Genomic DNA, 12730 nt, shown 5'->3' with positions numbered 1-12730 from the left:
GGGCTTCAGTTCCTTCCAACAAGCTCGCGGGCGCGTGCGCGTGCCCAATCCTCGGCGGCGAGGACCTCCGCGACGTCCGCGGGGTCACTGCGCCAGTCATTCGCCTCGCCGAGCACCTGGCCGATGGTGTCCACGATCGACAGGAACGACGTGTCGCCGGCGACGAAGGCGGCGAGTGCCTCCTCGTTCGCGGCGTTGTAGATCGCGGGCAGGCAACCGCCCGCGCTCCCTGCCTGCCTCGCGAGCTCGACCGCGGGGAACGTGACGTTGTCCAGCGGTTCGAACGTCCACGAGGTGGCGGTGTCAAAGGTACAGGCGGCCGCGGCACCGGCGACGCGCTCGGGCCACCCGAGACCCAGCGAGATCGGCAGCCGCATGTCCGGCGGCGACGCCTGCGCGAGCGTCGAGCCGTCGGTGAAGGTCACCATCGAGTGGATGATCGACTGCGGGTGCACCACCACGTCGACGCGGTCGTACGGCACCCCGAACAGCAGATGCGCCTCGATCAGCTCCAGGCCCTTGTTCACCAGGTTCGCCGAGTTGATCGTGACGACCTGGCCCATCGACCACGTCGGGTGCGCCATGGCCTGCTGCACGGTGACGTCCTGGAGTTCCTGGCGCGTCTTGCCGCGGAACGGCCCGCCGGACGCCGTCAGCACCAGCTTGTGCACCTCGTGCGCCGCCCCACCGCGCAGACACTGCGCGAGCGCCGAGTGCTCCGAGTCGACCGGCACGATCTGGTCCGGCTTGGCCGCCTTCAGCACGAGCGGCCCGCCCGCGATGAGCGACTCCTTGTTCGCGAGGGCGAGCGTGGCGCCGGTCTCCAGCGCCTTCAGCGACGGCTCCAGCCCCCTGGACCCGTCCATGCCGTTGAGGACCACGTCCGCGGGGCACGCCTCGATCAGGTCGACCATGCTGGTCAACGTCCGGACACCGGGCACCTCGGCGCCGTTGGCCACGGCCACGACGGGCACGTCGAACTCGGCTGCCTGCTGCTTGAGCAGGTCCAGCTGACGTCCACCCGCGCCGAGCCCGACGACCTGGAAGCGGTCGCGGTTGCGCCGGATGACGTCGAGCGCCTGGGTGCCGACAGAGCCGGTCGATCCCAGGATCAGGACAGTGCGTGGAGTACTCATCGCCCCTCATTGTTCCGGAGAGTGCCTGAGAGCCCGGCACAGCCCGTAACTTTGATAACGGACCGGTTTCGCCGCCGTGAAGTCGCCCCTTCGGGGCCAATCAATCCACGGTCGCCGCGTGATCAAAACTCTCCGTGGGCGTTACACAACAATTGGTGGCCGGGCCAGGAAACCACCGCCAGCTCACAGCACCAAATCGTGCCGAGACAGGCAGGGCCGTCCGGGTGACACCCGAACGACGAGCTAGTCCGCGAAGAACGCCGCGATGGCCTGCCGCGCGGTGTCGTCGACAGGACCTTCGATCGTCAGCCTCCTCTCCCCGTCCTTCACCACGACCTTGCGTCGACCGTGGTCCGCGAAGTCGCCCAGCACCCGGCCGAGGTCGGCCAGCACCGACGAGGTGGCGTCGGTGACGACGATCGTGTGGGACAGCTTCGGGTCGCCCTTGGCGTTCGCGGGGACGGGCGGAGCTGGTTCGAAGTCGACGTCGACGTCCAGGCCCCGGAGGTCGTCGCGGAGCAGACGCACCTGCCGTTCCAGCACCTCGGGATCTTCGTCGAGCAGTGTCACCGAGATCGTCGTCACGGGCCGAACGATAGCTGTACGGTCCGTCCGGTGGCCCGCAGAATCGCGCTGCTCATCGCGACCGACACCTACGCCGATGGCGAGTTCCCGAACCTGCGCACGCCCTGCACGGACGCCGCGGCTTTGGCTTCGTTGCTCGGTGACCCGGCGATCGGCGCGTTCGAGGTCACGACGCTGCAGAACCGGCCGGCCCAGGAAATCCGGCAGGTGCTCGACGAGACCTTCACCGACGCCCACCGCGACGACCTGGTGCTGCTGCACGTGTCCGGGCACGGGATCAAGGACGAGGCAGGGCGGCTGCACCTCGTCATGTCGGACACGCGCCGCAAGCTCTTACGTGCCTCCGCGATCGCCGCGACATGGGTGCGCGAGCTGATCGACCACAGCGCCGCGCGCCGGGTCGTCGTCTGGCTGGACTGCTGCTTCAGCGGTGCGTTCCCACCTGGCTTCACCCCGAAAGCGGCGGAGACCGTCGACGCGATCGACCAGCTGACCGGTCGCGGGTGTGCGGTGATGACCGCGTCGACGAGGATCCAGTACGCCTTCGAGCACGGTCAGATGTCGCTCTTCACACAGGCGATCGTGGAGGGGCTGCGCCACGGTGAGGCCGACCTCAACAAGGACGGCCGCGTCGATGTGAGCGAGCTGTACTCGTACGTCTTCGACTGGGTGCGTGAGCGCACGCCGGACCAGACACCGACGCGCAACGACATGCTCACCGGTGACATCTACATCGCGTACAGCCGGAACAACACTCTGCCTGAGCCGCCCCCGGCCCCCGTGGTGAACAAGCCGCTGCCGTTCCCAGCCTTCGAGCACATCTGCTCAGCCAGGGCGTTCACGAAGTTGTGGGGAGCCCTCACAGAGCCCTACATCACCGGGATGGCCATCGACCCGTCCAGTCCGCGCTACGTCTGCATCAGCAGGAACAGCGTCCTCGACTACCTCAACGTGGAAGACGGGAGGAAGGTCAGGATGCCGGTGCGCGGCACTTCCGGGGACCACATCCACGCCGTCGCGTTCAGCCCGGACGGACAGCTCCTGGCGATCGCGACCGATGCCATCAGCGAAGTGTGGTTCCTCGAGCCGGAGCCGGAACGGGCCATCATCACGTCGACCGGAGCAAGGGCCGTGGCTTTCAGCCCTGACGGGACGTTGTTCGCGACCGGGGATTCCACCATTCACGTGTGGGCGATGACGACGCGCCGGAAGGTCGGAACGATCTTCACCGCGGGGCACGTTCCCCTCAGGACGATCGCGATCAGTCCGGACAACAGACTGCTGGCGAGCGGCGGCTCGCGGGACCGGACTGCCCAGCTCTGGGATCGCCGCAACGGAACTCTGATCAGAGAACTGCAAGATCACGACGGCGAGGTGCGGTCGGTCAGGTTCAGCCCCGACGGCAGGTTGATCGCCACAGCGGGGTTCGGTGGCGCGGTGCACCTGTGGGACGTGGTTTCCGGACGACTGGTCCGGAAACTGTTCGGCCACCGGCAGACCGTGTCGTCGCTGGCTTTCAGTCCGGATGGCCGGGTCCTCGTCAGCGGCAGCGTGGATCGGACGGTCCGGGTCTGGAATCCGAGCGACGTCGAGCCGGCCGCCGTGCTCACCGAAGGCACCGATGCAGTGGTGGCGGTCGACTTCAACCCGGCCGGCGACACACTTGCCGCCGCCTGTTCAGACGGGCAGGTCCTCTTCTGGCAGCGGGTCTAGCTCGCCAGGCCCGCGTCTCGGGCGAGGAGCGCCGCCTGCACCCGGTTCGTCAGCCCCAGCTTGGCGAGCAACCGCGACACGTACGTCTTCACCGTCGCCTCGGACATGTGGAGCTTCGCGCCGACGTCCGCGTTCGACATCCCCTGCCCGAGCAACGCCAGCACCTCGACCTCGCGCTCGGTCAGCCCCGCAACGGCCTTCTGCGCCTCCTGCCGCTTCGGCTGCCCGGAAGTCGCGACCATGCCGACCACGCGCGAGGTGACCATCGGCGAGAGGTACGCCTCGCCGTTGTTGACGGCGCGCACGGCACGAAGGAGTTCCTCGGGCGCGGAGTCCTTGAGCAAGAACCCGGCAGCGCCGTCGGACAACGCGCGCACGATGTTCTCGTCCTCGCCGAACGTCGTCAGCATGACGACGCGCACGGACGGTGCGACGGTACGCAGCTCACGAGCGCATGCCAGGCCGTCCATGCGGGGCATGCGGATGTCCAGCACGGCCACGTCGACGCGGCGCTCGCGGACGATCTGCAGCGCCTCGCGGCCGTCGCCCGCCTCCGCCACGAGCTCGATGTCGTCGGCGGTGCCGAGGATGGCCTTGATGCCGGCGCGCATCAGCGGCTCGTCGTCGGCGATGAGCACCCGGATCATTGACCTGCCCTCTGCACGTGGATCTTCTTTTCGACCAGCTTGCCGTCCCGGAAGCAGAAACGCACCACCCGTGTGCCGTTGTCGCGGTAAGACTGCTCGTCGGTGACGTGATACACGCAGCGGGCGCCGGGTGGTTCCGGGGAGGCGTCGGACGTGCGGTCGCCGTCGCCGATCACCAGTTCGTCACCGGACGGCAGCAGGCGCAGCACGTCGGCCTCCAGCTGGCCCTCCTGGATCTTGTCGAGGTTCTCCTGCATCACGACGTCGGTCACCGGCTGCGCGCCGAGGTACGTGAAGCCGCCGATGATGATCGCCAGCACGACCGACGCGCCCGCGATCGAGCCGACGCCCGCCCACTTGCGGATGCGCCGGGGTGACTCGGACTCGTCCTGCTCGTCCTCGGGTTCGTCCGGCAGCGCGGTCTCCTCGTACGGCAGCACGGCCGCGATCCGGAAGCCACCCGACGGCAACGCGCCGACGTGCAGGATGCCGCCCGCCACGCGCACGCGTTCCGTCAGCCCGATGAGGCCGACACCGGGCTCACGGACCGATGAGCCGTTACGAGCGGGGTTGTTGCGCACCTCCACGACCAGGGCGTCCGGCTCGTACTTCACGGTGACCTGTACGGCCGCCCCCGGCGCGTGCTTGGCCGCGTTCGTGAGGCCCTCCTGCGCGACTCGATAGGCCGCGTGCGACACACGTGACGGCAACGGATGTGCCTGCCCGCCACGCACCAACGACACCAACACGCCGGCCTTGCGCGCGTCGCCCACCAACGAGTCGATGGACTCCACGGTCCGTGTCGCTGGGTCGTCGTCAGGACCGTCCTCGGCCCGCAACACGCCGATGATCGCCCGTAGCTCCTCCATGCCGGTCAACGCCGCCGAGCGCAGCACCCCGATCGCCTCGCGCTGCTTGTCCCCCAGCGACGGGTCCAAAGCCAGCGCGCCGGCGTGCACGGAGATCAACGAGAGCCGGTGGCCGAGGCTGTCGTGCATGTCCTGAGCGATGCGGCTGCGTTCGCGCAGGCGCACCTGCCGTGACACCAGCTTCTGCTCGCCCCGCATCCGCGCCTCGCGGTCCTGCATCGCCCGCACCAGCGCCTCGCGTTGCGCCAGGTACCGGCCGACGAGGAACGGCAGCGCCACGCCCACGCCGAAGATGGTGATCAGGATGAGCATCGCGTAGACCGGGTCGACGTCGATCGGCCTGGCGTCCCAGTCCCACAGCAGCACCACGACGACGAATGTGATCGTGGTCGACACCACCGCCTTGACCCACGACTCGATCCGGCGCCCGGCCGTGTAGCTCAGCACGACCATCGCCGCCGGCCCGCCGAACGGAATCGCCGCGCCGGCGACCATGGCCGTCGCCGGCAGCGCGTGCCGCACCGGCAACAGAACCAGGTAGACAGCGATGAACGCGACGAGCGCCCAGCCTGACGCCTTGTTCTCGGCCCATGGTCCCGGCCACAGGTCCAGCAGGATCGCGCCGACGATGACGATCACGTCACCGACGACGCGCACCGGCGTCAGCGCCTTGAGCCGGGCCAGGTTGTCGGCGCGGAACGCCTCGGCCCTGGCCCGCACAGCAGTAATCACACCGCTCAAGCTACGAGACGTCCCACCTCTCGCGCGGCACGCTGGAGTATCGAATCAACGCGACGAAAGTTGACTCTCAAACCAGCTGGGCGGTGGACCCAGCCTTGCGCGCGCGCCAGGACGCGATCACCACGCCGATGATCAGCAGCAGCGCGGTCGCCGTCACCATCAACGTCGACAACGCCACGATCTCCGGCGAAATCCCTCGCTTCGACGCCTGCGCGTAGACGAAGACCGGCAGCGTCGTCGACCCGACACCGGTCAGGTACGACGAGATCACCACGTCGTCGAACGACAGCAGGAACGCGAACGCCGCACCGGCCACCACCGCGGGGGCCACCAACGGCAGCGTCACGGTCCGGAAGGCGACGAACGGCGACGCCCCGAGATCGGCGGCGGCCTCCTCCATCCGGACGTCCATTCCGGACACCCTCGACCGCACCACGACGACCACGAAGCTCAGCGAGAACGCCACGTGCGCGAACAGCAGCGCCCCGAACCCGAGCGGGATGCCGGCGATCTTCACGAAGAACCCCAGCATCGCCACACCCATGACGACCTCGGGAATCACCAGCGGCAACGACAGCAGCACGGTCCACAGCCCGCGACCGGGGAACGCCCGCCGCAGCCCGAACGCCGCCAGCGTCCCGATCACCGTCGAGATCACCGCGGACGCCAGCGCGAGCTGCAGGGTCAGCTGCAACGACTCCAGCACCCGCGTGTCCTCGAACAGCTCGGCGTACCACTGCGTCGAGAACCCGCTGATGCGCGACAAAGACCGCGAGGAGTTGAAAGAGGCGATCGCCAGCCACGCGATCGGCGCGTACAGGAACACGAACACCAGGAAGGCGACGAGCCCGAGCGCCCACGGACGACGGTTCACAGCACGTCCTCCCCACGCCGCCCGCGCAACACGAGCACCAGCACCACCAGCACGAGCAGCAACACGGCCATCGCCGACCCCAAAGGCCAGTTGTTGCCGCCGCGGAACTGGTCGTCGATCACCGATCCGAACGTCGACTGGTCGACCCCACCGAGCAGGCGAGGCGTCACGAAGTCACCCGCCGACGGCACCAGGACCAGCAACGACCCGGCCAGCACGCCCGTGAACACACCCGGCAGCACCACCCGGAAGAACGTCGACGTACGCCCGTGCCCGAGGTCGTAGGACGCCTCCACGAGCCGGAAGTCGAACCGCTCGCACGCCACATAAAGCGGCAACACCATGAACGGCAGGAAGCCGTACGTCAGACCGAGGATCACCGCGCCGTGCGTGAGCAGAAAGCCGCCATCACGGTCGAGGCCAACCCATCCCAGAACCGAGTTCACCAGGCCTTCGCCGTCCAAGAGCGCCTTCCACGCGTAGATCCGCGCGAGATAGCTCGACCAGAACGGGATGAGCACCGCCGCGAGCAGCACGGTCCGGTACCTGCCGCCGTACCGCGCGATGAACCACGCCAGCGGAAACCCGAGCAACAGACAGGCGGCCGTCGTCGCCACCGCGTAGACCAGGGTCCGGCCGAAGATCGGCAGGAACGCCGGATCGAGCGCCGTCAGATAGGCCTGCGTCGTCCACGGCAGCACCGCGCGGGCGACACCCGTGTCGCGCGTGGCGAAGCTGAACTGGACCACCAGGGCCAACGGCGCGATCAGGAAAATCCCCAGCCACAGCCCGGTGGGCGTGAGCAGGGCGTTGGCCTTCAGCCAGCGTCGTGACACGGATGCACATCATGCCAGCTGAACATTCGTGTACCGTTGTGAACATGAGTGTTCACATCCTGCAAACGGCCACGTCGGTGCTGCTCAAGGACCCGACGGCCTCACTCGCCGACGTCGCGCATGCGGCCGGTGTCGGCAGGACCACACTCCACAAGCGCTTTCCCACCCGGACGGACCTGATCAGGGCACTCGCGAACGACGCGCTGGACCTCGTCGACGCGGTGATGTCCGAAGTGGACTTCACCGCCGACGACGCGATCGAGGACATCCTCACGCGGCTCGTCGCGCTGGGCCCCCGGATCGAGTTCCTGCTCCGCTTCCCCGGGCTGGACCAGGACGAGCAGCTGGCCGCGCGGATCCTCGCGATGGACCAGCCCGTGCTCGACCTGATCACCCGGCTGCAGGGCACGCGCCTGCGCAACGACCTGCCCGCGTGGTGGATCTTGAACACCCTCTACGCCGGGCTCTTCAACGCCTGGGAGGCGATCGTCGCCGGCCGACTGGCGCCGCTCGACGCTCCCCGGTTCGTCCTGACCACGGTGTTCGAGGGGGTAGGCAGTCGTGTTTGACAAGTTGAGCGGCAACGCGGATCCGAATCCCGTCTACGAGGCGATCCGGGCGAAGGGGCCGATCGCCGACCTGGACGGCACGTTCGTCACGACGTCGCACGTGGTGTGCAACAAGATCCTGCGCGACCGCCGGTTCGGCGTGCGGTTCAGCGACGGCTCGATCCCCGCGATGACGAGCGTCGGCCTGGCGCCACCGTCGTTCCTCGAGTCGGACCCGCCCGACCACACCCGGCTGCGCAGGCTGGCCGCGCCCGCGTTCAGCCCGAAGATGATCGACTCCTACCGGCCGCGGGTCGAGAAGCTCGCGGAGTCGTTGCTGGACAACGACTCCATGGATCTCATCCAGGGGCTCGCCACGCCGTTGCCGATCATGGTGATCAGCGACCTGCTCGGGATTCCGGACAAGGACACGAGGTCGTTCGCGGAGTACGGGATGCTCGTCGCGAGCAGCGACACCGCGCAGTCGCTGGGGCCGCTCAACGCCGCGACCGAGCGGATCATGGCGCTGTTCGAGCGGCTGATCGACGAACGCAGGCGCAGGCCGGGCGACGACGTGATCAGTCAGCTGGTCGCGGCCGAGGGCGAGCAGAAGCTCACCGTGCGGGAGTTGATGGGCACGCTGTTGTTGCTGCTGGTCGCCGGGTTCGAGACGACGGTGAACCTGATCGGCAACGGCACCATGGCGTTCCTCGACCACCCGGACCAGTGGGACCTGCTCAAGCGCAACCCCGACCTCGCACCCGCGGCGGTCGAGGAGGTGCTGCGCTGGGCACCACCGGTGCACTACACCGGCCGCGTGGCGCACCAGCACGTGCCGGACGTCCACCGCAGGTTGAAGCGGGACAACGGCATCTACCTCGTCCTGGCGGCCGGCAACCGCGATCCGGAGGTGTACCCGGACCCGAACCGGTTCGACATCACCAGGACCGGGCAGCCCGAGCACCTGGCGTTCTCCAGCGGCGTCCACTACTGCCTGGGCGCCTCGCTGGCCAGGATGGAGGGGGACGTCGTGTTCCGCGCGCTGGCGCGGAAGTGGCCGCACATCACGCAAACGGCGGCGGCCACGTTCCGCGACTCCACGACGATCAGAGGCTTCGCGTCGCTGCCGGTCAGCCGGTCTTGACCTTCGTCCAGGCGTCGGCGTAGCGCGCCTCGACGTCGCCGCCGAGGTCCTTGGTGAAGGGGAGCTTCTTCAGCTGGTCCTCCGAGGGGTAGACCAGCGGGTCGTTCAGCAGCTCCTTGTCGATCAACGGCTTGGCGGCGGCGTTGGGGCTGCCGTACCGCACCGCGTTGGACAGCGCCGCACCCGTTTCCGCGCCCAGGATGTAGTCGATGAACTTGTGGGCGTTCTCGGCGTGCGGCGCGTCCTTCGGGATGACCAGAAGGTCCACGTAGGACAGTCCGCCCTCGGTCGGGATGGCGTAGGCGACGTCGTCGTTGGTCTCGCGCGCCTGGAACGCGTCACCGGAGTACGCCTGCGCCAGCCGGACCTGGCCCGAGGTCAGCGGCTCGATCACGTCGGAGGTGATCTGCCCGAGCTTCTTCTTCAACGACAGCAGGAAGTTCGCCGCGTCGTCGATCTGCTTCGGGTCGGTGGTGTTCGGGTCGTGGCCGAGCTTCAGCAACCCCAGCGCCATGCCGTCGCGCGCCTCGTCCAGGATCGAGCTGCGGCCCTGGGCGTTCGGCAGGTCGTAGGCGGAGAACCCGGTGACCTCGCCGCCGATCTGCGACTTCGAGTACGCGAGGCCCGTGGTGCCCCAGGCCCACGGCACGGAGTACTTGTTGCCGGCGTCGTAGTCCGCCTCGACGAACCGCTTTTCGAGGTTCTTGAGGTTCGGCAGCAGCGAGTGGTCCAGCGGCTGCACCAGACCGCTGCGCAGGAACCGGCGCAGGAAGTTGTCGCTCGGCACCACCAGGTCGTAGCCCGCCGAGCCGGAAGCGATCTTGGCTTCCATCTCGTCGTTGGTGGAGAAGTTGTCGTACGTGACCTCGATGCCGGTCGCGGTCTTGAAGCCCGGCAACGTCTCCGGCGCGATGTAGTCGGTCCAGTTGTAGAAGTTGAGCTTGGGCTCGTTCTTCAGGTTCGTGGCCTTCGCGGCGGACGTCGGGCCGCTCGACGTGGGCGCCTCACCGACACCGCAGGCGGCGAGCGCGAAGAACGTCATCGAGCCCAGCATCGTGCGGCGGGTCACCCGCGGGCTGTCGACGTCCCACAACCGGGCGATCCGAACTTTCTCAGTCATCAGCCTTCTCCAGCAGCACGGTGAACTCGGGATCCCACGCCATCCGCACCGGCTGTCCCGGCGCGCCCGCGTCGTCGATGCGCTGGGCGTTCTGCACGAACGCGACCAGCTCGCCACCAGGGGTGTCCACGACGAACTGGGTCGACACGCCCGTGTAGACGACGTCGTGCACAACGCCCTGAAGCACGCACCAGCCCGTCGGCGGCTCGGCGGTCTCGTTGAAGAGGTGCACCTTCTCCGGGCGCACGGTCGCGGCGACCTTCTGGCCGTGGCTGACGCTGCCGGAGAACTTCGCGCGCAGGTTCGTCGCACCGGGTGCGGTCAGAGCGGCGAACTCACCGTCCACACCGGACACCTCGGCGTCCAGGATGTTCGACGTGCCGATGAAGCCGGCGACGAACCGGCTCGCGGGCCGCTCGTAGACGTCCTCGGGGTAGCCGACCTGTTCGATCTTGCCCGCGTTCATCACGGCGATGCGGTGCGAGAGGACCAGCGCCTCTTCCTGGTCGTGCGTGACGTAGAGGAACGTCGTGCCGACCTCGCGCTGGATGCGCATCAGCTCGATCTGCAGCTCTTTGCGCAGCTTGGCGTCGAGCGCACCCAGTGGTTCGTCGAGCAGAAGCAGCTGTGGGCCTGCAGCGAGCGCACGGGCGATGGCGACGCGCTGCTGCTGACCACCTGACAGCTGAGCGGGCCTGCGCTTCGCGAACTGGGAGAGCCTGACCAGTTCGAGGTGCTCGCCGACGCGATTCTTCAGCTCGTCACCACGGAACTTCTTGCGCTTGAGGCCGTAGGCGACGTTGTCCCACACCGACATGTGCGGGAACAGCGCGTACGACTGGAAGACGGTGTTGACGTCCCGCCGGTACGGAGGGACGCCCACCATGTCGTTGCCGTCGAGCTCGATGCGGCCCTCGTCGGGGTCGACGAACCCGGCGATCATGCGCAGGACCGTGGTCTTGCCGCAGCCGGACGGGCCGAGAACCGAGAAGAACTCGCCTTCGTGGACGTTCAGCGAGATGCCGTCGACCGCCACCTGGTCGGAGAAGCGCTTGCGCACCCCGTGGAGACCGATCTCGACGGGGGCGAACGTGTCCGGGGTGGAGGCCTCAGCGGGAGAGAAGCCGGTCAAGTCGAGGCGCCTTCAGAGATCGGATGGGTGTGGCCGCGCTGAGCGTAGACGCCGCACGACCTCGCCGGTAAGTCGTGCGCGCGCGACCTCACACCTCCGTGCTCACTCCGATGTGCGACGATGACCCCGTAATCCGGATGAGCAGTGGAGGAAACCGTGGCTTCGTCCTCGGAACTGGACAAGCGTCCTGCCGTCGACCCTCACGAGGAGCCGTCGCACGAGTGGGGCTGGCACGGCCAGCTGCCCAAGGCGACCCGCATCGCCGGCTGGGCCTCCGCGGTCTTCTGCTTCCTGATGCTGATCGGCAACCACCACGGTCAGACCGAGAACATCTGGCTCGTCGCCTCCGGCGTGACGATCATCGCTCTGCTCGTGTGGGACGCGGCCCGTCGCCGCACTTCCTGGCGCCGCTAGAGCGTCTCCAGCACGATCTTGCCCTGGGTGCGACCCGTCTCGCCCAGGGCATGTGCTTTTTCGGCGTCTTCCAGCGGGAACGTCGCGTCGACGTGGACCTTGAGCTCGCCGGACTCGACGAGCGCGGTGATCGCCTCCAGCCCCGCGCGGTCGGGCTCGACCAGGATCGGGCTGATCCTGATGTCCTCGCGCGTCACGCTGTCCACTCCGGACGGAACGCCGACGAACAGCCCGCCGCTCTTGACCGGCTGCGGTGACGCACCTCCGACCAGGTCGACGAGCACGTCGATGTCGTTGCGGTCGTAGTCGGCCTGCGTGTAGTCGACCACCTCGTCGGCGCCGAGGTCCTTGAGGAACGCGTGCTTGGGCTCGCGTGCGGTTCCGATCACGTACGCGCCGTGGGCCTTCGCGATCTGCACGGCGAGGTGGCCGACACCACCCGCAGCTGCCGTGACCAGCACCTTCTGCCCCGGCTGGACATCTGCCGTGTCGATCAGGATCTGCCACGCGGTGAGCGCCGCCAACGGCAGGGCTGCCGCCTCGACGTGGGTGAGGCTCTTCGGCTTCTTCGCGAAGTGGCGCGACGGTGCCGTGACGTACTCGGCGTAGGCGCTCGCGGCGTGCGGGAACCTGGGCATGCCGTAGACCTCGTCGCCGGGCTTGAGCGTCGTGACGCCGAAGCCGACCTCCTCGACGACACCCGAGACGTCCCAGCCGTTGATGAACGGGTAGGTCTGCATCCCCGCCATGCCGCTGCCCGCGCGGGTCTTCCAGTCGACCGGGTTCACGCCGGCCGCGTGCACCTTGACCAGCACCTCCGTCGGCAGTGGCGCGGGCTTGGGGACGTCGGTGAGGGTCAGAGGGCCGCCGAACTCGTTCTGGGTGATCGCTCGCATGCGTACAAGCTTCGGAGACCTGGTCTCTGTTGGCAATCAGGCACTACACAGTGCACTAGGTACCTGGTAGAAACT

General features: G+C 68.1%; 13 protein-coding genes. 4 read left to right on the top strand and 9 right to left on the bottom strand.

From position 1 onward, the window contains the following. Nucleotides 1–5 precede the first annotated feature (5 nt). Both dxr and LFM09_RS28710 read right to left on the bottom strand, forming a co-directional pair. Nucleotides 6–1136 carry a 1-deoxy-D-xylulose-5-phosphate reductoisomerase gene (gene dxr / locus LFM09_RS28715; protein WP_414099678.1) on the bottom strand — a complete coding sequence of 377 codons (1131 nt, stop codon included), beginning with the start codon at nt 1134–1136 and terminating at the stop codon, nt 6–8. A gap of 243 nt (nt 1137–1379) precedes the next feature. After that, a complete protein-coding gene (locus tag LFM09_RS28710; protein ID WP_414099677.1) occupies nt 1380–1721 on the bottom strand; it encodes a hypothetical protein in 342 nt (113 codons plus the stop codon). 30 nt (nt 1722–1751) lie between these two features. Here LFM09_RS28710 and LFM09_RS28705 point away from each other — a divergent pair, with 30 nt between their 5' ends. Next, nucleotides 1752–3434: a caspase, EACC1-associated type gene (locus tag LFM09_RS28705; RefSeq protein ID WP_414099676.1), complete on the top strand. Its 1683-nt coding sequence runs from the start codon at nt 1752–1754 to the stop codon at nt 3432–3434. Here the strand turns inward: LFM09_RS28705 and LFM09_RS28700 are convergent. From LFM09_RS28700 to LFM09_RS28685, 4 genes are all read right to left on the bottom strand, one after another. Beyond that, nucleotides 3431–4081, bottom strand: a complete 651-nt coding sequence (locus LFM09_RS28700) for a response regulator (protein WP_414099675.1) — start codon at nt 4079–4081, stop codon at nt 3431–3433. The two genes, LFM09_RS28705 and LFM09_RS28700, sit on opposite strands and share 4 nt — an antisense overlap. Beyond that, nucleotides 4078–5682 (bottom strand): sensor histidine kinase, encoded by a 1605-nt coding sequence (locus LFM09_RS28695; protein ID WP_414099674.1) that lies wholly within the window; start codon nt 5680–5682, stop codon nt 4078–4080. The genes LFM09_RS28700 and LFM09_RS28695 overlap by 4 nt, the downstream gene beginning before the upstream one ends. Nucleotides 5683–5758: 76 nt before the next feature. After that, nucleotides 5759–6565: an ABC transporter permease gene (locus LFM09_RS28690; protein ID WP_414099673.1), complete on the bottom strand. Its 807-nt coding sequence runs from the start codon at nt 6563–6565 to the stop codon at nt 5759–5761. Beyond that, nucleotides 6562–7401 (bottom strand): ABC transporter permease, encoded by an 840-nt coding sequence (locus LFM09_RS28685; RefSeq protein ID WP_414099672.1) that lies wholly within the window; start codon nt 7399–7401, stop codon nt 6562–6564. Before LFM09_RS28685 ends, LFM09_RS28690 begins: the two co-directional genes overlap by 4 nt. Before the next feature lie 44 nt (nt 7402–7445). Between LFM09_RS28685 and LFM09_RS28680 the strand changes: the two genes are divergently transcribed. Together LFM09_RS28680 and LFM09_RS28675 are read left to right on the top strand one after the other, a co-directional pair. Continuing rightward, entirely contained in the window at nt 7446–7970 is a 525-nt protein-coding gene (locus LFM09_RS28680; RefSeq protein ID WP_414099671.1) for a TetR/AcrR family transcriptional regulator, read from the top strand. Further along, the gene (locus LFM09_RS28675) at nt 7963–9093 is read left to right on the top strand and encodes a cytochrome P450 (RefSeq protein WP_414099670.1); all 1131 of its coding nucleotides are present in this window, start codon (nt 7963–7965) and stop codon (nt 9091–9093) included. The genes LFM09_RS28680 and LFM09_RS28675 overlap by 8 nt, the downstream gene beginning before the upstream one ends. On the opposite strand, the gene LFM09_RS28670 is transcribed toward LFM09_RS28675, so the two are convergent. Then, nucleotides 9080–10213, bottom strand: coding sequence for an ABC transporter substrate-binding protein (locus LFM09_RS28670; RefSeq protein ID WP_414099669.1), 1134 nt, complete (start codon nt 10211–10213; stop codon nt 9080–9082). The two genes, LFM09_RS28675 and LFM09_RS28670, sit on opposite strands and share 14 nt — an antisense overlap. Beyond that, on the bottom strand, nt 10206–11345 hold the full coding sequence (locus LFM09_RS28665; protein WP_414099668.1) for an ABC transporter ATP-binding protein: 1140 nt from the start codon (nt 11343–11345) through the stop codon (nt 10206–10208). The genes LFM09_RS28670 and LFM09_RS28665 overlap by 8 nt, the downstream gene beginning before the upstream one ends. Before the next feature lie 156 nt (nt 11346–11501). Between LFM09_RS28665 and LFM09_RS28660 the strand changes: the two genes are divergently transcribed. Next, complete coding sequence (locus LFM09_RS28660; protein WP_414099667.1) at nt 11502–11759, top strand: DUF2631 domain-containing protein; 258 nt, start codon at nt 11502–11504, stop codon at nt 11757–11759. Here the strand turns inward: LFM09_RS28660 and LFM09_RS28655 are convergent. After that, entirely contained in the window at nt 11756–12655 is a 900-nt protein-coding gene (locus LFM09_RS28655; RefSeq protein ID WP_414099666.1) for an NADP-dependent oxidoreductase, read from the bottom strand. The two genes, LFM09_RS28660 and LFM09_RS28655, sit on opposite strands and share 4 nt — an antisense overlap. Between the last annotated feature and the right edge of the window lie 75 nt (nt 12656–12730).

Origin of the sequence: Lentzea alba, assembly GCF_047445655.1 — a bacterium.
Taxonomy (GTDB): Bacteria; Actinomycetota; Actinomycetes; order Mycobacteriales; family Pseudonocardiaceae; genus Lentzea; species Lentzea alba_A.
This window is presented reverse-complemented; position numbering and strand designations above follow the sequence as displayed.

What these genes read in the sequence shown, in the direction of transcription:
- LFM09_RS28670 (WP_414099669.1), bottom strand. Translation starts at nt 10,213, where the DNA reads ATGACTGAGAAAGTTCGGATCGCCCGGTTGTGGGACGTCGACAGCCCG.
- LFM09_RS28680 (WP_414099671.1), top strand. Translation starts at nt 7,446, where the DNA reads ATGAGTGTTCACATCCTGCAAACGGCCACGTCGGTGCTGCTCAAGGAC.
- LFM09_RS28655 (WP_414099666.1), bottom strand. Translation starts at nt 12,655, where the DNA reads ATGCGAGCGATCACCCAGAACGAGTTCGGCGGCCCTCTGACCCTCACC.
- LFM09_RS28700 (WP_414099675.1), bottom strand. Translation starts at nt 4,081, where the DNA reads ATGATCCGGGTGCTCATCGCCGACGACGAGCCGCTGATGCGCGCCGGC.
- dxr (WP_414099678.1), bottom strand. Translation starts at nt 1,136, where the DNA reads ATGAGTACTCCACGCACTGTCCTGATCCTGGGATCGACCGGCTCTGTC.